This window comes from Flavobacterium sp., assembly GCF_044371705.1.
GTDB lineage: Bacteria > Bacteroidota > Bacteroidia > Flavobacteriales > Flavobacteriaceae > Flavobacterium.
Map to the genome: position 1 here is coordinate 1 of NZ_JBILTE010000030.1, position 19497 is coordinate 19497.

Genomic DNA, 19497 nt, shown 5'->3' on the forward strand with positions numbered 1-19497 from the left:
AAGGCGGGGATTTTTAGCACTAAACTCCATTAGATGCACAAAGCTTGAATTTAGCACTTCACTGTCATAGAAGCACGAAACCCCCGCTTTTGCAAAACGGCTGTTACCACACGTTTTTTCTTTTTTCCATAATTATTCCATTGAAAATATATTTTCCAATAGGTAATCTACTAGTGAAATTCTCAAACTGTTTTTCTAAATCAATTTCGTTGTTGATGATTTCAAGCATTTTTCTTGCATCGAGAACTTCATTGGGTACTTCAACTGAATTTATTTTATAATAATAGTCCGATTTTAATTCCCAATAAGAAGCCCTTTTATTTATACCATTTTGAAGAAAATTAAAAATAATTGTTGTTCCATCTAGACCTACAATACAGTCCTTAATTTCACTACAATCCTTCAGTTTTTCATATCCGCTATTTTTCAATTCCGTCATCAACTTTTCCGCCATTTTTTCAGGTATTTTTATTTTTTGGGAAATTTCGCTTATTTGCTCTTCCTTTCTGTTGGTTTTCCAAACAGAATGTATTAGGCTACCTTCAAACTTACCATTATTGAGTTTAATTAATTCTAATTTTTGAAATTCAGCAACGTCAACTCGATAAATCTCTTTATGTAAAATACTATCTAATTCGGTTAAATTATGTTCATAATTAGTTTGTCCGAAAGCAAATGTTTCGATTAAAAATAAAAATATTATGAAGTGATTTTTTTTCAAAATGTGTGGTAACTCGTTTATACCCGCTACAAACTAGCGACTATCCACCCAATTTTGGGTAGATTGGCGAAGGTTTGTCTCGTATTTTTAAATTTCAATAAATATACAAAATTAATTAAAGTAGAAACCTACGAAAGTAACAAATAGAAGAGATTGAAAAAAGTTGAATTAGCTTTTGTACACCGGTAAATTTTTGGTGATAGTTTTTGAGAATCCTATTAAAACAAAAGCGAATCAATTTCTCGATTCTCTTTTTTTGTAGCGGAAACAGTCCTTCCCGATAGTGATCGGGATAAACTTCTCGTCCTGTTCTAACAAAAAAATCCAACCGAAGTTGGATTTTCTTTGTAGCGGGAACAGGACTCGAACCTGTGTCCGCCGCGGCGGATATGAGCCCTCCAAACTTTTCATAAAAAAAGCCTCATATTTCTATGAAGCTTGATTTTTGTAGCGGGAACAGGACTCGAACCTGTGTCCGCCGCGGCGGATATGAGCCCTCCAAACTTTTCATAAAAAAAGCCTCATATTTCTATGAAGCTTGATTTTTGTAGCGGGAACAGGACTCGAACCTGTGACCTTCGGGTTATGAGCCCGACGAGCTACCTACTGCTCTATCCCGCGATGTTTCGAGTGTAAATATACAACAAATACTAAGCAAGTCAAGTGTTTTTTGAAAAAATGTGTAATACTCTCAAATCAAGCTAATTAAATGTCACTGATTTTTCTGCTCTTTTGCCTTCGCTTTTTCCTGTTTTTTAAAATAACCTTTGAAGAAATAATTGTGTTTCAACGCTTCCAAATTTTCATTTAATCTTTCACTTGCCTCATTGAGGTTTGTCATCGTAGAATCGATTTGTTTGACTAATTTAGCGTCGTTCGACAAATAGTTCAACGCTCCATCGCCTTCTTTGATGTTAGTGACTGTCTCATTTAAATTGGTTAAAACCATTTGAAGTTGGGCACTCGATTGATCTAAATTGGCTACGGTACGTTTCAATTGACCTGCAACCAGTGTATCGTTTAAAACGCCAATGACATTGTTTTCATTTTGCAACGAAGCAAAAAGTTGATCTAATTTTTGAACCGATTCCGAAGTTCCTTGGGTGGTGATTTTAATATAATTCAAGGTTTGCTTTAAATCTTTTGCAATCAAAGTATCGTTTAGTAAAACGCCCATAGTTCCTTTTCCCTGAATAATTTGACGAGAGATTTTCAATAAATCAGCCGTTAACAAAGCGGCGTTTTCATTGGTTACACTTAGGGTTTCCATCATGTCGTCGGTTTTTACACGACTATAGGTTGTGATAGTATCACCGGAATGCACCGATTCTTTAGAATTTCTTCCAGGATTAATATTGATAATCATGTTCCCGACCAAACCATCGGAACTGATTATCGCCACAGCATCCTTTTTAATATGCTGCAGAATTTTTGTTTGCAAAATCATGGTCACACGAATAACTGTGTCATTTTCCATTTCAATAGTACGAACAGTTCCCACATTTATTCCGGAATAGCGAACGCTATTGCCAACTTGCAATCCGTTGACGTTGTTAAAAACCGCAGTGAGCTCCGATGTTTGTCCGAACATATTTTTTTTGTTTCCAATAAAATAAACTGCAGCAATAAAGAGTAGTAATCCCAAGATTACAAATACGCCTAGTTTTACTTTTTGATTGGCTGATTTTTCCATATTCTTAGTTATTTAAAAAATGCTTGCACCTTTTCTTCTTTCAAATTGGTTAATTCTTCAAATGTTCCTTCGGCATAATTAATTCCATCTACGAGCAAAATCATTCGATTGCAAATGACTCGTGCACAATCAATATCATGCGTGATAATAATAGACGAGGTTTTGTATTTCATTTGTATCGATTTCATTTTTGGCTTCAAAATTAATGTTCGTGCTAAAGCTATTCTTCGTTTCATGCCGCCTGATAATTCGTTGGGCATTAAATCGATCGCATGGGCTAGCCCAACACTTTCCAAAGCCTCTGTTACCATAGGAGTGGTGTCATTAATCTCTCCGAATTTTTGCGTATGTCTTCGCAAGGGAAATTCTAAATTTTCTCGAACAGACATCGAATCGTACAACGCACTTCCTTGAAACAAGAAACCAATCTCGGTTCGCAATTCGTCCATTTGTTTTTGCTTCAATGTGCTGATGTCGTGCTCCATAATCATAATAGCTCCGCTATCGGGCACTTCCAACCCAATGATACATTTGATTAGCACCGATTTTCCGGAACCAGATTTTCCCATCACCACCAGGTTTTCACCTTCGAATAACTCCATCGAAAAACCGTTCAATACTTGATTGCTCCCAAAACTTTTATGGAGGTCTTTCACTTGAATTACAGCTTTTTTTTTGGTTTCCATATCAGAGTTCATAAAAAATATCGGTGATAAAAACGGCGATAAAATCAATGATAAAAAGCAACATAGACGTAAAAACAACAGCTGAATTGGCTGCCAACCCAACACCTGCGGTGCCTTTTTTACAGGTATAACCTTTAAAACATCCTACCAATCCGATGGCAAAACCGAAGAAGAAGGATTTTATGGTTGCCGGAATTAAATCACCAAATTCCAAATGTTTAAACATCTGATTAAAATACAATAAAAAAGACACATTTCCTTTGACGTTTTCAACTAAATAGGAACCGTAGATAGCAATGGCATCTCCAAAAATGACCAACACCGGCAACATGAGGGTAGTTGCCAAAATTCGGGTAACCACCAAATATTTAAAAGGATTGGTGCCAGAAACTTCCATGGCATCGATTTGCTCAGTTACACGCATCGAACCCAACTCGGCTCCGATTCCTGAACCAATTCTTCCTGCACAAATTAAGGCGGTAATAATAGGTCCGATTTCACGAATAATTGAAATACTTACCATGGAGGGCATCCAGGAAACTGCACCAAACTCTTCCAAAGTAGGTCGAGATTGCAAGGTGAAAACCAACCCAATAATAAAGCCGGTAACTCCCACCAAAAGCAGTGATTGATTACCCATGTTGTAACACTGACGCAAAAATTCGTTAAACTCGAAAGGACGACTGAAAACTTCTCTGAAAAAACGTCCGGCAAAATAAGACAACTCTCCTATTTCTTCCAAAAAGGAACTTGTTTTTTGCCGTATTTTGTTAATTACTTCCATTTTAAACCGAGTAGTTTAAAAGATCATACATAACAGTAAAGTTACGCTTTTTTCATTGGAAAAGTGTCATATAAATAACATAAATCCTCTAGGTCTTCTGAAACAACTGCATTTGCAAAAAATTATGATCATAGAGAGGAGCGAACAATTAGCTGACTTTTATTTTCAATTTGATTCTTTTTGTTGGTCAAAATCATTTCTGCCAAAATTGAACCCATTGCAGTAAAATCGGTTGAGATAGTGGTAATTCCGTTTGCAACGATTTTCTTTAAAGGTGTGTCGTTGTAAGAGATAATTCCATAATCACTACCCATGTGGAGCTGTTGCTTTTTGGCTTGTTCAATTACTTCAACCAATTGACGATCATTGGGTATAATGTAAACATCACCTTTCTCAATACTTTTATTCTCAAAATTTGGAATAACAGTAGTGTCAAAACCATAAGCCGATGCAAACTTTTGAAAGCCTTCAACCATTCCCAAAGGCTCTTTATAGCCGGGAAAGATTAATAGTAATTTATTGTATTTCTCTAGAAGTGGTTTTGCCTCTGATAAGGCAGAGAAGATATCTTTGACAAAATTTTGATGGACAGACGGATACTCACTTAGCTCTTCATTGGTTTGATCTAAAATATACACATCGTTTTTGGGAAGCGTTTTTATAACGGCGGCCGCACCATTCAAATTGGTTGGCATAATGATATACTTGGAATAGTTGCCGTTACTTTCATTGATTAGCTTTCGAAACATTTCCAAATTAAAATGATGAAAAAAACTGTCAATTTGTGCCCTATTGTCAATTGTTTCAAGAAAAGAAGTAAATAAATCTTCTTTAAAAGCATTCAACTCGTCGAACAAAACAAAGTAGCGTTGTTCAAAACTAAATTCAACACTTTTGATATAGTAGCCTTTGCCTAAAATTGCAAATACAATTCCGCGTTTTTTGAGCTCTTCATAGGCTAATAAAACCGTATCTCTGGAAATAGAAAATTCCAAACAAATTTTATTGACAGATGGTAAACGATCGCCCTTTTGCAACCTGTTTTCGGCAATGGCAATTTCAACAGCGGCAATAATCTGTTTGTATTTAGGGATACCCGACTGACTTTCAATAGTAATTATTTTCATAATTAAATAACTGGTGGGCAAGATACAAAAAACCGGTAGGTACCGGTATGATTAACTATCAAATTTAGCTATTTTTGTTAGCATATCAATAAAAACACGGTGGAAAAAAATCATTATTCACAATTAGAGCAGGCTATAAATAGCAAATTCTTTGGTATTTTACCTGATGGAAAAGAAGTCTCTTGCTACACATTAAGTAATAAGAACGGAATGGAGTTGTCGATAATTAACTACGGAGCAACGATAACTTCTATAAAAATACCCGTTTCAGACCACGAAAATGTGGACGTTGTTTTAGGTTTTGACAACCTGCAGGCGTACATGGATTCCTTTGATTTACCGAGTCCTCCCTATATGGGAACAGTAATTGGCCGATTTGCGGGAAGAATTAATGAAGGCAAGTTCACCCTTAATGGAAAGACTATTCAATTGGCACGAAATCACGGCGAGCATCACCTACACGGTGGAAACAACGGATTTAGTCAGCAGTTTTGGAATGTAAAAAACAGTACTAATGATGATTATCCATCCTTAACGTTCACCTATACAAGCCAAAATAACGAAGAAAACTATCCCGGAATTTTAATGATAGAGGTAACCTATAAGTTAACGGAGACCAATCAAGTGATTGTGGAGTACCATGCTCGTTCTACAGAAGATACTATTTTGAATTTAACACAACATAGTTATTTTAATTTAGAAGGACACCAAAAAGACACGAGCAATCAATTACTCTTTGTAAATGCCGTTAAAACGTTAGAAACTGACAGCAAAAATATTCCCACCGGATTGTTTTTAAATGTCTCCAACTGTACGTTTGACTTCACAGAGCAAAAAAAATGTCCTACTTCTATTGACAACTCATTCGTATTGGACAAAAAAACCAAAATCGCTGCTTCACTTTACAGTGAAAAAACACAGTTAAAAATGATTGTTTATACTAATCAGCACGCAGTACATATTTATGTGGGAGGAAATTGTTTTGGCAAAATTAACGGCAAAGAAAATGCTTCCTATCACACCCAAAGTGGTATATGTTTTGAAACTCAAAACTTTCCTGACGCACCTAATCACCCAAACTTTCCCTCGTGTATTTTAAGGCAGGGAGAAATTTACCACCACCAAACAATTTATGCTTTTGAAAAAATCTAATAAAGTTACTATGAAAACATTTTTTAAAACATTTTTTAGTCTTTCGCTTATTTTTTTTACTATCAGTTGTTCAGACGACGAAACAACCGCTCCGCCTGAAGAACCAATCATTGAAGACACATTCATTAGAGCGGCGGACATGTCGTTTTTGCCATTAATTGAAAGTGAAAATACTATTTATTACAATGCTTCAAATCAACCAGAAAATACATTAACTACTTTAAAAAATGCGGGTTGCAATACCATTCGCATCCGTCTTTGGAAAAACCCGACAGTCAATCAGTCCGGATTTAATGAAGTAAAAACATTCGCACAACGCGTGAAACAAGCAGGAATGAAAGTATGGTTAACAGTGCATTATTCAGACACTTGGGCCGATCCGGGAGCACAAACTACTCCGGTGGCTTGGCAAAGTTTATCTTTTGCCGATTTAAAAACGGAAGCGGTTATATATACTTCATCGATCTTGACAGAAATCCAACCGGATATTTTTCAAATTGGCAACGAAATCAATAGCGGACTTTTATGGCCAAACGGTCACTTAATCAACAACGAAAGTCAAAGCTTACAGCTCATTGCTGCCATAAGCACGAAAATCAGAACCCAATCGCCTGCAACAAAAATCATGTTGCATTATGCTGGGATAGGATCGGGAGCTACATGGTTTTACAATAAAATGAGTACCATCGATTACGATTATATAGGACTTTCCTATTACCCTGTTTGGCATGGCAAAAGTTTGACAGAATTAAAAACCACCATCAATTTATTAGGTCAAACGCATAATAAGAAAGTACTAATTGCCGAAACTGCGTATCCTTTTACTCTGCAATGGAATGATTGGACCAATAACATTCTTGGCTTGGAAAATCAACTAATTCCTGCTTATCCGGCTACACCTGAGGGTCAAAAGAATTTTATGCTCGCCATTAAAAACCTATTAAAAGAAACAAACGGAGGTTTCGGATTTGCTTACTGGGGAACCGAATGGCTTGCTTTCAGAGGCTCAGAATCTACCAATGGCTCTCCATGGGAAAACCAAGCATTATGGGATTTTGACCATAAACTATTACCTGCAATTGAGGTATTTAATCAAGACTAGATATGAAAAAATTCCAAGCACTGCTTTTGGTTTTACTATCCCAACTGGCCTATTCGCAAAATAAATTTGAGTTTTCGAAAGGTGCCGATGTGAGTTGGCTCCCACAAATGGTAGCGACCGGCTATCAGTTTTATGATACCGATGGCTCCAAAAAAGATTGTTTGCAATTATTAAAAGACCGTGGAATGAACACCGTGCGTTTACGAGTGTTTGTCAATCCATCAGACGACAAAGCCAGCGGTCATTGCAGCAAAGAAGAAACGGTTGCCTTTGCTCAACGTGCACAAAAAATGGGTTTCAGAATCATGATTAACTTTCACTACAGCGATTCATGGGCCGATCCGGGAAAACAATTCAAACCCGCAGCTTGGAAAGACCTGCCTTTTGACCAATTGGCTAAAGAAGTTTACAAACACACTTTTGATGTGATGACAGCATTAAAAAATGCTAAAGTGACCACAGAATGGGTACAAGTAGGCAATGAAATTCCGGGCGGCATGTTATGGCCTGAAGGAAGTACTGACAATTGGAAACAACTGGGCATTTTACTAAATAAAGGCTATGATGCAGTGAAAGCGGTAGATAAATCCATCAAAGTCATCATTCATTTAGACGAAGGAGATAACAATTCTAAATTCAGAACATTCTTCGACAATGCAACAGCTCAAAATGTAAAATACGATGTCATCGGACTCTCCTATTATCCGTTTTGGGTAAAAAAAGACTATACAGAAACCATCGCCAATTTAGAATATAATTTGAACGATATGGTTACCCGGTACAATAAAGAAGTAATGGTTGTGGAAGTAGGCGGCGAATATGACAAAGTTCAAAACACTAAAGAATTGCTGGAAGCTACTATCAAAGCTGTAAAAAAAGTCCCAAACAACAAAGGTTTGGGCGTATTATACTGGGAGCCGCAAGGCGAAAAAAGCTGGAGTAGATATAGTTTGAGTGCCTGGTTGCCTGACGGAAAACCATCGCCTGCATTAGATGCTTTCAAAGATTAATTCACTTACCTCAAAAAAATAAATGAGACATTATAGTATACTTCTATTTGCTTCTATTTTTTTTCTATCCTGTGGGAAAGAATTAACTCCAAGCGATCGTTCCAAAATCAATTTTGGTTCTGAGTGGACATTTTCAAAAGATTCTACAGCATTAAATTGGGAAAAAATAACATTGCCTCATACCGCACAAATTGAACCATTGGTTGTAAATAATCAACGGCAAGGCGATTGTTGGTACCAAAAAACGTTTGCCGCTCCCCAAACGGAAGGAAAAGTTTTTCTCTATTTTGAGGGCGTGATGCATGAAGCTTGGGTTTGGATTAATGGAGAATTTGTAACGCATCACCAAGGAGGCTATTTGCCTTTTACTATAGATGCTTCTACTTTGTTAAAATCGGAAGGAAATACTATCATTGTCAAAGTCAACAACGAAGACAATCCTCAAATTCCCCCGGGAAAAACTTTAAAAACATTGGATTTCAATTATTATGGCGGCATTTATCGCAATGTCTACTTGATTCAAACCAACAAAACATATATTACGGATGCCGTTCATGCCAATCAAGTAAACAGTGGCGGAATACTAGTAAATTTTGAGACCGTTTCTAAAGATAAAGCCAGCGGAGTAGTTAAAGTTCACATAAAAAACGAGGATGTAAATGCTAAGAAAGTAAAAGCAAACATTCTATTTAAAAACGGTTTGGAGAAAATAGAATTTACTTCAGATGAACAAATAATCGAACCAAAAGCAACTACTTCTATCTCGAAAAACATTACACTTTCCAACCCGAAATTATGGGGAATTGAAAATCCAAATTTGTATGAATTGGAAGTGAAAATAATTTCAGAAGGGCAAACATTGGATAGTCAAACCCTTACAACAGGAATCCGAAAAGCAGAATTAAAAGCAGATGGCTTTTATTTAAATGATGAAAAAGTATTTATCAACGGCACCAATCGCCATCAAGAATATCCTTATATTGGTTATGCACTTTCCGATGAAGCCAATTACCGCGATGCCGTAAAAATAAAAAATGCCGGATTTGATTTTGTGCGTTTGTCACATTATCCACATTCGGAATCATTTATGAAAGCTTGCGATGAATTAGGTCTTTTGGTAATGAATTGCATTTCAGGTTGGCAATTTACCGGTGATGATGTTTTCTTAGAAAACTCGTATCAGGAAATTCGAGACTTAGCCCGAAGAGACCGCAATCATCCTAGTGTTATTTTTTGGGAAGTTTCTTTGAATGAAAGCGACATAAAAGAACCGTACATGAAAAAGGCGAATGAATTATTGAGAGCCGAATTACCATACGCCAATATTTACACCGCCGGATGGATTGACAATCTGAATTATGACATCTACATTCCGGCACGTCAACACGGAAAAGCTCCGGATTATTGGAACAATTATGAAAAAGGAAACCGCAAGATTTTCATTGCCGAATATGGCGATTGGGAATATTATGCTCAAAATGCCGGATTCAACCAAACGTCTTTTTCTAATTTGAAAGAAGAAGAACGAACCAGTAGACAATTGCGTGCCTTTGGCGAAAAACGTTTGTTACAACAAGCATTTAACTACCAAGAAGCGTTCAATTCAAATGTAAAAGGAAAACATACCATTGGTCAAGCCAATTGGTTAATGTTTGATTACAATCGCGGGTATGCCGATGACATCGAAAGTTCCGGTATTAGTGATATTTTTAGGATACCGAAATTCGCACACTATTTTTACCAAAGTCAGCGTTCGCCAATCATGACTTTAAATGAAAAATTAGTATCCGGTCCAATGGTTCATATTGCTTCCTATTGGAATGAAAAATCTCCTTTGGATGTAACAGTTTTTAGCAATTGCGAAGAAGTAGCTCTCTACTTAAATAACGTTTTAATTGCCAAACAAAAACCCACCCACAGCGAATTTTCAAACCAATTGCCTCATCCTCCTTTTGTGTTTAAAATCCCTACTTTTCAAAGTGGAACACTAAGAGCCGAAGGACTTATAAATAACAAAAAAGTAACAGAACATCAAGTACAATCGGCCACACAAGCCACAAAAATTGAATTGAGTTATGATGCTTCAACCGTGCAAATAAATCCGGAATTTCCTGATGTAGTTTTTGTTTACGCTAAAGTTACTGATGCCAATGGGAACTTAGTGGCTAATGCTACGAATGAAATTACCTTTAGTATCGAAGGGACTGATGCAGAATTAATCGGTCAAAATCCATTTCCGGCAGAAGCAGGTATTGCAACAATTGTGTTGCGAACAAACACTTTTAAAAAATCAATAAAAATCAAAGCCCAAGCCAAAGGATTGACAGCAGCTACACTTGAACTCAAACCATGAAAAAGAAATTAATAAAAGACACCACGGAACACTTCGAAAAACAGTTCCAACATCAACCCGAAGCTCTGTTTTTATCCCCGGGTCGTATCAATATTATTGGCGAACACGTGGATTATAATGATGGATTTGTACTTCCTGCTGCAATCAATAAATACATTTGCTTTGCCGTTTCTACAAACGAAACCGGAGCTTGTATGCTTATTGCAAAAGATTTAAATGATACCTATAAATTTCACATCAACGATACTTTAGTTCCCGTTGACAAAATGTGGGTGAACTATATTTTAGGTGTTTTGGATCAATTAAAATCGAAAGGATTTCCTAAAAAAGGTTTCAATATTGTTTTCAGCAGCACCATACCCATGGGTGCCGGTTTATCTTCTTCTGCAGCATTGGAATGTGGTTTTGGCTATGCCATGAATAAGCTATTTGATCTCGATTTGAGCAAAGAAGACATCGCAAAAATCGGCCAACATTCTGAGCATACGTTCGTTGGTGTAAAGTGTGGTATCATGGACCAGTTTGCAACCGTTTTTGGCAAAAAAAAGAAAGTCATTCGTTTGGATTGTACAACTTTAGAATATGATTATCACAATGCCGACTTTAAAAATTATTCCTTACTTTTATTAGATAGTCATGTAAAACATACGCATCTTACCTCTGGTTACAACGTTCGTCGAAAAGAGGTGGAAGAAGGGATGGTATTTATTAAAAGTACTTTTCCGAAAGTAAACAGCTTTAGAGATTGTACCGAAGAACAGTTACTTTCGATAAAAGACACGCTAGGACCTATCCTTTATAAACGCTGTCACTTTGTAGTTAGCGAAATTCAACGAGTGCTAGATGCAGTTCAAGCACTGGAAGCTTCGGATTATCAAAAATTAGGTCAGTTAATGAATGCCACGCACGACGGTCTTTCGGAAGATTATGAAGTTAGCTGCCCGGAATTAGACTTTTTAGTAGCCACTGTTCGTAAAGAACCGAATGTCATTGGAGCCCGAATGATGGGAGGCGGCTTTGGTGGTTGCTCCATTAACCTCGTTGAAAAAGGAACTGAAAAAGAGTTGATTTCTAAAGTTACCGAAGCGTATCGAAGTGCTTTTGGTATTGAACTATCCGCGTATAGAATTAAAATTTCAAAAGGGACAGCTGAATTTAAAAATAAACTGAATTGAGAGTAAAACTTTGTATTTGCCAACAAAAAAATCATAAATAAAAAATCTATTGCGTTTAGACCTGACAGGTTTAAGAACAATACTTAGAACATAATCTTAAATTTGCGACTTTGCTCCCGATGGTTAGCGGGATTGCGAGAAAAATAATAAACATGCAAACATTCAACACCAACGAACATCCACACCGCCGTTACAATCCATTGATTGACGAATGGGTATTAGTATCTCCACATCGTTCCAAACGCCCTTGGCAGGGACAAAAAGAAAAGGTCAACACTGAACAACTTCCACCATACGACCCGACCTGCTATTTGTGTCCGGGAAATGCACGATCCAACGGAACAAAAAATCCAAATTATACGGATTCATTCGTTTTTGAAAATGATTTTGCTGCATTATTGGAAGAGGAAGTGGCAAGCGAGGCAACTACTCATCCGTTATTTCAGTTAAAACCCGAACGTGGAATAAACAAAGTGGTTTGCTTTTCGCCCCGACATGATTTGACAATACCGGAAATGGAAGTTTCAGCCATTGAAAAAGTTATTCAAACTTGGAAAGAGCAGTACATTGAATTAGGAAGTAAAGACTTTATCAATCATGTGCAGATTTTTGAAAATAAAGGAGCGGTGATGGGTTGCAGTAATCCACATCCGCACGGACAAATTTGGGCACAGTCGTCTTTACCTACGCAAGTGGAAAAAACACAAAAGAACCTTGAAAAATATTATGAAGCAAACAAAAGAAGTTTGTTACAAGATTATTTGGATGCCGAATTGATTAACAAAGAACGTTTGGTACTGGAAAACGATCATTTTGCCGTGCTTGTTCCCTTTTGGGCAACTTGGCCTTATGAAACCATGATTATCAGTAAAAGACATTTTGGCACCATCATCGCAATGACCAAAGAAGAATCAACCGCATTTGCTGAAATTCTCAAAGGAATTACCGTAAAATATGACAACCTTTTTGAAACATCATTCCCCTACTCTTCCGGAATCCATCAGGCTCCTACTGATCGGGTGGCTCATCCGGAATGGCATTTTCATATGCATTTTTATCCGCCCTTGTTGCGAAGTGCCACTGTAAAGAAATTTATGGTTGGCTACGAAATGATGGGTGAAGTCCAACGTGACATTTCTCCTGAAAAAAGTGCTGCTATCTTAAGAGACTTACCTAACTTGCATTATAAACTAACTAACTAAACAAATTTATATGAACACAGGTTTTGAAACGCTGGATTATGTCATTTTTATTGCCTATGCCCTCTTGATATTGGGTGTTGGTTTATACATGTCACGCACCAAAAAAGGACATCAGAAAAATGCCGAAGATTATTTTTTAGCCAGTAAATCACTACCCTGGTGGGCCATTGGAACTTCTTTAATTGCTGCCAATATTTCTGCGGAACAATTCATCGGTATGTCAGGGTCCGGTTTTGCAGTGGGTTTAGCAATCTCTTCCTATGAATGGATGGCAGCCATCACTTTAATCATTGTGGGAAAGTACTTTCTTCCCATTTTTATAGAAAAAGGAATTTACACCATTCCTGAATTTGTTGAAAAGCGATTTTCAACCAATTTAAAAACCATACTTGCAGTATTTTGGGTAGCCTTGTATGTTTTTGTCAATATCACTTCCGTATTATATTTAGGAGCTTTAGCCATGAACACCATCATGGGTGTTGATATGATGTGGGCCATTGTTGGTTTGTCACTTTTTGCAGCAGCTTACTCCATATATGGCGGCCTTGCTTCCATTGCTTGGACGGATGCTATACAAGTAGTATTTTTAGTTTTTGGAGGCTTGGCAACGACCTATTTGGCTTTAAACACCGTTTCAGATGGTCAAGGAATGATGGAAGGATTAGGAATCATCTACGACAAAGCACCAACAAAATTCTCCATGATACTAGACGAATCCAATCCGGAATATTTGAACTTGCCTGGCATCGGTGTTTTGATAGGCGGAATGTGGGTGGCTAATTTATATTACTGGGGATTCAATCAATACATCATTCAACGTGCTTTGGCAGCAAAATCATTGAAAGAAGCTCAAAAAGGAATTTTGCTCGCTGCTTTCTTAAAATTGTTAATTCCATTTATTGTTGTAATTCCGGGTATTGCCGCATTTGTAATTGTGAATGATCCTGAAATGTTAGCACGATTAGGTGCAGACGGTTTAATCAACATTCCAAGTGATGCTGCCGCAGATAAGGCGTATCCATGGCTGATTCAGTTTTTACCCACAGGTTTAAAAGGATTGGCATTTGTTGCGTTAACGGCAGCGATTGTTTCGTCTTTGGCTTCGATGCTGAATTCTACTTCTACCATTTTTACGATGGATATTTACAAACAATACATCAATAAAAATTCAGATGACAAAACAACGGTTCGAGTTGGACGCATAACTTCTGCTGTAGCTTTGATTATTGGTGCAATTGTCGCTCCGCTTTTAGGCGGAATCAATCAAGCATTTCAATTCATTCAGGAATATACCGGAGTGGTAAGTCCGGGGATCTTAGCAATTTTCATTCTAGGTTTATTCTGGAAAAAAACTACGAATAAGGCAGCAATTTGGGGGGCTTTAGTATCCATTCCGATTGCGATGTTCTTCAAAATTGGACCCAAAGGTTGGGTGGAAGGAACTGCTTTAGAAAATATTTTCCCGAGTGTACCTTTCTTAGACCAAATGGGTTATACCACTTTAATTACAATGGCTATTATTGCACTATTAAGTTGGTATCAAAACAAAGGTGCAGATGATGCGAAAGGATTTGAACTGCGAAAAGAAACCTTCAAAACAAGTGCGACATTCAATATCAGTGCTTTTACGATTATGATTGTTTTAGTGTTCTTGTATTCCTTCTTTTGGAACTAAAAGCAACCTACAAATTATTTAAAAAAAATACGCTGATTTCACAGCGTATTTTTTTTGTTTTTCATAAACGTATGTTATAATTCCGTGATGATAAATTCACTCCTTCTGTTTTGTTGGTGTTCCTCTTCTGAACATTTCACACCGTCGGAACATTTGTTTACTAACTGGGTTTCTCCATAACCTTTAGCGGTTAATCTTGATTGGTCAACACCTTTTTTAACCAACCAATCCATGGTAGATTTTGCTCTACTATCAGAAAGTTTTTCATTGTATTTAAACGAAGCACGACTATCTGTATGCGAACGAATATCAATTTTCATCGTTGGGTTTTCGTTTAGCACATCTAAAATCTTGGCTAAATCAATCGCGGCATCCGGACGGATATTCGATTTATCCAAATCAAAATAAATGAGGTTTATTTTGAAAACATTAGCTAAATCTCCACCAACTGGAATCGCAATAACCGATTTTTCTAACTGAATTGGAAATTGTGTGGATCCGTTTTCATTAGGCAGTATTATCACGCTTTCTTTGGTAGTGTAATCGGCCTTTTCGGTTCGAACATAATATTTTGTATTGCTCTCTAAAATTCCAAAATCATACGTGCCATTTACACCTGAAACAACATTTTTCAATACATTAAACTGACTATCTAATAACGTTAACTTGGTGTTTGGTAAAATTGTTCCCGTTTCGACATCTGTAACAATGCCCACTAATAGCTGTTCAAATTTAAATTCAATTTCTTTGGCTTCTATAAACTTGTAGATATCATCATTTCCTTTTCCGCCGGGACGGTTGGAAGATAAAAACCCACTTTTTGTAGCTTTATTGATGATCAAAGCAAAGTCATCGGTTGGACTATTTGCAGGTTCGCCCACATTTAACACTTGTTTGTAATCTCCATCCGATTCCAATCGCGAGATAAAAATATCTAAACCTCCCAAGCCCGGATGACCATCGGAAGCAAAATACAACTCATTATCTGCTGTTATAAACGGAAACGTTTCTCTGCCTTCTGTATTGATGGACGGGCCCAAATTTACGGGATTTCCAAAAGTTCCATCCTCATTAATACTTACTTTAAAAATATCTGAAAGACCTATGGTGCCGGGCATATCAGAAGCAAAATACAACGTCTTTTCATCAGCACTTAATGTTGGATGAGCTACTTGATAGGAATCACTATTAAAGGGAAGTTCTACAATATTATCCCATTGATCTGCTTCAAAAGTAGCTTTATAAATTTTTAATAAAGTGATTTTATTTTCATCTTTTCCCTTTTTACCATCGTTAAAATTATTTCTAGTAAAATAAACAGTTTTCCCGTCTTTAGTAAAAACAGGAGTAGATTCATTAAATTTCGAGGTAATTTTTGTTCCGAATTTGGATGCATCTGTTAGCGAACCATCTTCATTTAATTTGGAAGAATAAAATTTCGAAAAATATTGATCGGTCCAGGTATGCTTACGTTTTGTAAAACTACCCGTATCACGAGTAGATGTAAACACAACTTTTTCTCCGTAAAAAGCCGCACCATAATCAGAGTATTCCGAATTTATGCCTGCGTCTTCTATCTGATAGCGACCTGAATTTTTCTTGATTGCTTCCATATAATCTTTCTTTGTCATGGCGAGTTTACCTCGGGAGTCGTTTTGACTTTTCTGATTGAATGTAGCCATCATTTCGTCTGCTTTGGTATAATTGCCAACGCTTTTGAGCGATTGAGCGTAACGAAAATACGTTTCCGGCTGTACTTCTTCTGTCATGGCAAATAGTTCACTATACCATTTTTCAGCATTCACTAAATCGGCATTAAAATAGTAAGAATTTGCAATATTTTGCAACATCTCAGGGTTCTTGTATCCTTTTTTCGCAATGCGTTCATAGGTTTTGATTGCATCGATATAGGCCATTTTTTCGTAATTTTTATCGGCTCTGTTTTCGGCTCCTTTTTGAGCATGAACAGTGAAGGAAATAAAATTAAGCAGGATAAAATATATAAATTTTAATTTCATGATTGCAGGTTTTTAGAAAAATCGGGGTGAAACAATTCTATTTTGTTTGGTAAATAATTCAAATCGTAAGAATAATTCGTGGGAACCTGAGTTATATTGCCGCAACTGAGTTGTTTCATAATCATAGGCATAACCGATAAAAAGACCATCTGATATTTGGAAACCTGCCATTGCACTAACAGCTGCATCCCATCTCCATGCCGCTCCTAAAACAAACTTTTCGCTGAATAAAAAATTGCCTGACAGATCTACTTGCAACGGAGCTCCCTGTGTTGCTTTGGTTAATAATGCCGGTTTAAACTTCACATTATAACTTAAATCAAAAACGTGTCCTGCTATAAAATATAAGTTCATTCGTTCAACATTTACAGCAACTTCGGGACTATCGGCATATTTTTTACTGTTAAAAAAGCCGGGTATTGAAAATCCAACATACGTTTGATCGGAATGAAAATAGACACCCGCTCCAATGTTTGGAGAAAAATAATTATCTAAATTTTGAAATTGCGGATCTCCCACATCATCAGGATTTAACTTTGAAACATCTAAATTAAACAAATTGGCCGTTCCTTTGATACCGAAAGATAATTTATAGGTTTCAGATGTTTTGACAGAATAGGACACATCAATTGATATTTCATTTTCAACTGTTGGACCAATTTTATCATTAACAAAAGAAAGTCCCACTCCAAGATTACTTTTATTAATGGGCGAATTTAACGAAAAGCTATTGGTAACAGGTGCTCCTTCGATCCCTACCCATTGTGTTCTGTGCAAACCAAAAACAGTTAGCATTCCTCTTGACCCTGCATAGGCGGGATTTACATTTATGGTATTATACATGTATTGTGTATACTGAGCATCTTGCTGAGCAAAAGTAACAAAACCTGTTAAAAGTAGAATAAAAATAAAAAATCTTGTTTTCATATGCTTTGTATTAATTTGGAACTGTTCTACCGATTCCAATTTGTGGTCCTAATTGTTGCTAATATATAAATATCCTACTTTTTCTATTGCATTACCGGATAAGTCCTTATATCTTAAAACATAATAATAAGTTCCATCGGGTAATTTTTCATTTTTATTAACTGTAACACGACCTTCTGAATACCCTCTAAATGATTTATCTTCATTATTATAACCATCCACTTCATAAACCACAACACCCCAACGGTTATATACGGTTACATTGTTATCGGTAAAACAATCAAGGCCTCTAATATACAAAATCTCGTTTCTTCCATCATTATTAGCTGAGATTGCATTAAACACCTCCACTTGACATCCAAAAATAATTATCAATGTTGGATTATTTCCTAAATTGCTATCTGAATCAGATAGGTCATCGGCAACCTCGTCTAAAAGAGTGGCACCTCTAACGGTCGCTTGATTTGTTACAAAACCTCTTACAATATCTTCTGCAGTAATTGTATAGGTTGCCACAAATACTGTACTATTCGATTCCCCTGGTAATAATGTAATAGGACCTCCTGTCATTACTAACCCTGGCAGTAGATCGGACACTGTAATATTAAATAATGTTACATTGCCCGTGTTTGTAACTGTAAAGTTATAGGTTATTGTTTCTCCAACTTGAGCATAATCATCTCCATTTTCATTATTAAATACACCCGTTTTAATCAAAGCAATTCCTAATTTTTGTTCTAATTCAACTGTTGTGCATTCCGGACAAGCTGGATTATACAAAGGACTACCCGGCAAAACAGGTGTTGGATCTTCCGATTCATCACTCACCTCTTGACCAGTGGTATCAAAAGCATCCACAAAGGCTACATTATAAACAACTCCTGCATTGATATCATCTTGAGTGATGGTATATGTTGCTGAAGCTGTACCTGTCTGTCCGGGAGGTAAAACATCAGGCACTACAGCAGAAACCACTAAAGGAACGGAGAGCGAAACGTCGGTTACTAAAATAGTATTCAATTCAATATCTCCTGTATTCACAACTGAAAATAGATACTCAATTGTATCCCCGAGACTCACTATACCGTCACCATTGTTGTCTACCCAAGTTCCTTCTTTAAGCAATTGTACGGAAGGGTCTGGAACAAATATAGTTACTGTTGCTGTGTCACAATTAGCTGGATTCAGAATCTCACAGATGGTGTATTCAAAAGTATAGGTACCTGGCGGAGTTCCTGCTATAACAGACACTTCACCAGTGTTTGTGTTAAACACTATTCCTGCAGGTACAACTCCAGCAACCGTAATTACAACATCCGACGGATTTACTGCTATGCCATTTAAGGTATCGTTAGCTAATACGTTAGAGATTGCAACCCCACCAACTAAACCGTTTATTGGAGTAGCATTGGCGTCATCAACCGCATCTATTAACGGTGCTTCAACAATAATTGTCACCGTTGTTGTATCGCAATTCGTTGGATTTAAGTTTTCACAAATTGTATAATCAAATGTATAGGTTCCTGCAGGAGTTCCTGCGGCAACACTAACTTCACCCGATGTAGTAGAGAATAAAATTCCCGTTGGTAAAGTAGTAGCTAATGTTATAGTTACTGCTAAAGGATCCACAACCACTCCATTTAAAGTATCATTTGCTAAAACATTTGGTATGGCTACTCCTCCTGTAAATCCATTGACAGGTGCACTTAAATCTTCTACCGCGTCAATCACTGCCGCTTCTACGGTAACGGTTACTGTTGCTGTATCGCAATTCGTTGGATTTAAGTTCTCACATATTTGATAAACCAATGTGTAAGTTCCCGCCGCTGTGTTTGGTGCAACTACTACATCCGAACCTACCAAAGTAACGTT

15 protein-coding genes and 1 tRNA gene are annotated in these 19497 nt (G+C 36.9%); 7 read left to right on the plus strand and 9 right to left on the minus strand.

The genetic code is table 11. The features are described 5' to 3' along the window. Positions 1-103: 103 nt before the first annotated feature. From ACIQ2S_RS03665 to ACIQ2S_RS03690, 6 genes are all read right to left on the minus strand, one after another. Entirely contained in the window at positions 104-721 is a 618-nt protein-coding gene (locus ACIQ2S_RS03665; protein ID WP_396172807.1) for a hypothetical protein, read from the minus strand. A 548-nt stretch (positions 722-1269) separates the two neighbouring features. Further along, positions 1270-1342: transfer RNA gene (locus tag ACIQ2S_RS03670), tRNA-Met, on the minus strand. A gap of 91 nt (positions 1343-1433) precedes the next feature. Continuing rightward, on the minus strand, positions 1434-2414 hold the full coding sequence (locus ACIQ2S_RS03675; protein ID WP_396172809.1) for an MlaD family protein: 981 nt from the start codon (positions 2412-2414) through the stop codon (positions 1434-1436). A gap of 8 nt (positions 2415-2422) precedes the next feature. Continuing rightward, on the minus strand, positions 2423-3100 hold the full coding sequence (locus ACIQ2S_RS03680) for an ABC transporter ATP-binding protein (RefSeq protein ID WP_396172811.1): 678 nt from the start codon (positions 3098-3100) through the stop codon (positions 2423-2425). 1 nt (position 3101) lies between these two features. Then, entirely contained in the window at positions 3102-3884 is a 783-nt protein-coding gene (locus tag ACIQ2S_RS03685) for an MlaE family ABC transporter permease (RefSeq protein WP_396172813.1), read from the minus strand. A gap of 128 nt (positions 3885-4012) precedes the next feature. After that, a complete protein-coding gene (locus ACIQ2S_RS03690) occupies positions 4013-5011 on the minus strand; it encodes a GntR family transcriptional regulator (protein ID WP_396172816.1) in 999 nt (332 codons plus the stop codon). 99 nt (positions 5012-5110) lie between these two features. On the opposite strand from ACIQ2S_RS03690, the gene ACIQ2S_RS03695 reads away from it, so the two are divergent. The 7 genes from ACIQ2S_RS03695 (at position 5111) to ACIQ2S_RS03725 (ending at position 14680) form a co-directional block, all read left to right on the plus strand. Next, positions 5111-6163 carry an aldose epimerase family protein gene (locus ACIQ2S_RS03695; RefSeq protein WP_396172818.1) on the plus strand — a complete coding sequence of 351 codons (1053 nt, stop codon included), beginning with the start codon at positions 5111-5113 and terminating at the stop codon, positions 6161-6163. Between the two features lie 10 nt (positions 6164-6173). Then, positions 6174-7265: an arabinogalactan endo-beta-1,4-galactanase gene (locus ACIQ2S_RS03700; RefSeq protein ID WP_396172820.1), complete on the plus strand. Its 1092-nt coding sequence runs from the start codon at positions 6174-6176 to the stop codon at positions 7263-7265. A gap of 2 nt (positions 7266-7267) precedes the next feature. After that, complete coding sequence (locus ACIQ2S_RS03705; protein ID WP_396172822.1) at positions 7268-8275, plus strand: arabinogalactan endo-beta-1,4-galactanase; 1008 nt, start codon at positions 7268-7270, stop codon at positions 8273-8275. A gap of 22 nt (positions 8276-8297) precedes the next feature. Next, entirely contained in the window at positions 8298-10628 is a 2331-nt protein-coding gene (locus ACIQ2S_RS03710) for a glycoside hydrolase family 2 TIM barrel-domain containing protein (protein WP_396172824.1), read from the plus strand. Continuing rightward, a complete protein-coding gene (gene galK / locus ACIQ2S_RS03715; protein ID WP_396172826.1) occupies positions 10625-11803 on the plus strand; it encodes a galactokinase in 1179 nt (392 codons plus the stop codon). Before ACIQ2S_RS03710 ends, galK begins: the two co-directional genes overlap by 4 nt. 152 nt (positions 11804-11955) lie before the next feature. Continuing rightward, positions 11956-13005 carry a UDP-glucose--hexose-1-phosphate uridylyltransferase gene (locus ACIQ2S_RS03720; protein WP_396172828.1) on the plus strand — a complete coding sequence of 350 codons (1050 nt, stop codon included), beginning with the start codon at positions 11956-11958 and terminating at the stop codon, positions 13003-13005. A gap of 10 nt (positions 13006-13015) precedes the next feature. Beyond that, positions 13016-14680, plus strand: coding sequence for a sodium/sugar symporter (locus tag ACIQ2S_RS03725; protein ID WP_396172830.1), 1665 nt, complete (start codon positions 13016-13018; stop codon positions 14678-14680). Between the two features lie 74 nt (positions 14681-14754). Here the strand turns inward: ACIQ2S_RS03725 and ACIQ2S_RS03730 are convergent, their stop codons facing one another. The 3 genes from ACIQ2S_RS03730 to ACIQ2S_RS03740 form a co-directional block, all read right to left on the minus strand. Continuing rightward, complete coding sequence (locus ACIQ2S_RS03730; protein WP_396172833.1) at positions 14755-16698, minus strand: OmpA family protein; 1944 nt, start codon at positions 16696-16698, stop codon at positions 14755-14757. A gap of 12 nt (positions 16699-16710) precedes the next feature. Next, positions 16711-17625, minus strand: coding sequence for a type IX secretion system membrane protein PorP/SprF (locus ACIQ2S_RS03735; RefSeq protein ID WP_396172837.1), 915 nt, complete (start codon positions 17623-17625; stop codon positions 16711-16713). Positions 17626-17673: 48 nt separating this feature from the next. Next, positions 17674-19497: gliding motility-associated C-terminal domain-containing protein (locus tag ACIQ2S_RS03740; RefSeq protein WP_396172839.1), on the minus strand; the 1824-nt coding region annotated here is incomplete at its 5' end.

Bases quoted from the DNA above. Each gene is read 5' to 3' on its own strand.
- ACIQ2S_RS03700 (WP_396172820.1), top strand. From the start codon at position 6,174: ATGAAAACATTTTTTAAAACATTTTTTAGTCTTTCGCTTATTTTTTTT.
- ACIQ2S_RS03730 (WP_396172833.1), bottom strand. From the start codon at position 16,698: ATGAAATTAAAATTTATATATTTTATCCTGCTTAATTTTATTTCCTTC.
- ACIQ2S_RS03725 (WP_396172830.1), top strand. From the start codon at position 13,016: ATGAACACAGGTTTTGAAACGCTGGATTATGTCATTTTTATTGCCTAT.
- ACIQ2S_RS03690 (WP_396172816.1), bottom strand. From the start codon at position 5,011: ATGAAAATAATTACTATTGAAAGTCAGTCGGGTATCCCTAAATACAAA.
- ACIQ2S_RS03705 (WP_396172822.1), top strand. From the start codon at position 7,268: ATGAAAAAATTCCAAGCACTGCTTTTGGTTTTACTATCCCAACTGGCC.
- ACIQ2S_RS03710 (WP_396172824.1), top strand. From the start codon at position 8,298: ATGAGACATTATAGTATACTTCTATTTGCTTCTATTTTTTTTCTATCC.
- ACIQ2S_RS03720 (WP_396172828.1), top strand. From the start codon at position 11,956: ATGCAAACATTCAACACCAACGAACATCCACACCGCCGTTACAATCCA.
- galK (WP_396172826.1), top strand. From the start codon at position 10,625: ATGAAAAAGAAATTAATAAAAGACACCACGGAACACTTCGAAAAACAG.
- ACIQ2S_RS03735 (WP_396172837.1), bottom strand. From the start codon at position 17,625: ATGAAAACAAGATTTTTTATTTTTATTCTACTTTTAACAGGTTTTGTT.
- ACIQ2S_RS03685 (WP_396172813.1), bottom strand. From the start codon at position 3,884: ATGGAAGTAATTAACAAAATACGGCAAAAAACAAGTTCCTTTTTGGAA.
- ACIQ2S_RS03680 (WP_396172811.1), bottom strand. From the start codon at position 3,100: ATGGAAACCAAAAAAAAAGCTGTAATTCAAGTGAAAGACCTCCATAAA.
- ACIQ2S_RS03675 (WP_396172809.1), bottom strand. From the start codon at position 2,414: ATGGAAAAATCAGCCAATCAAAAAGTAAAACTAGGCGTATTTGTAATC.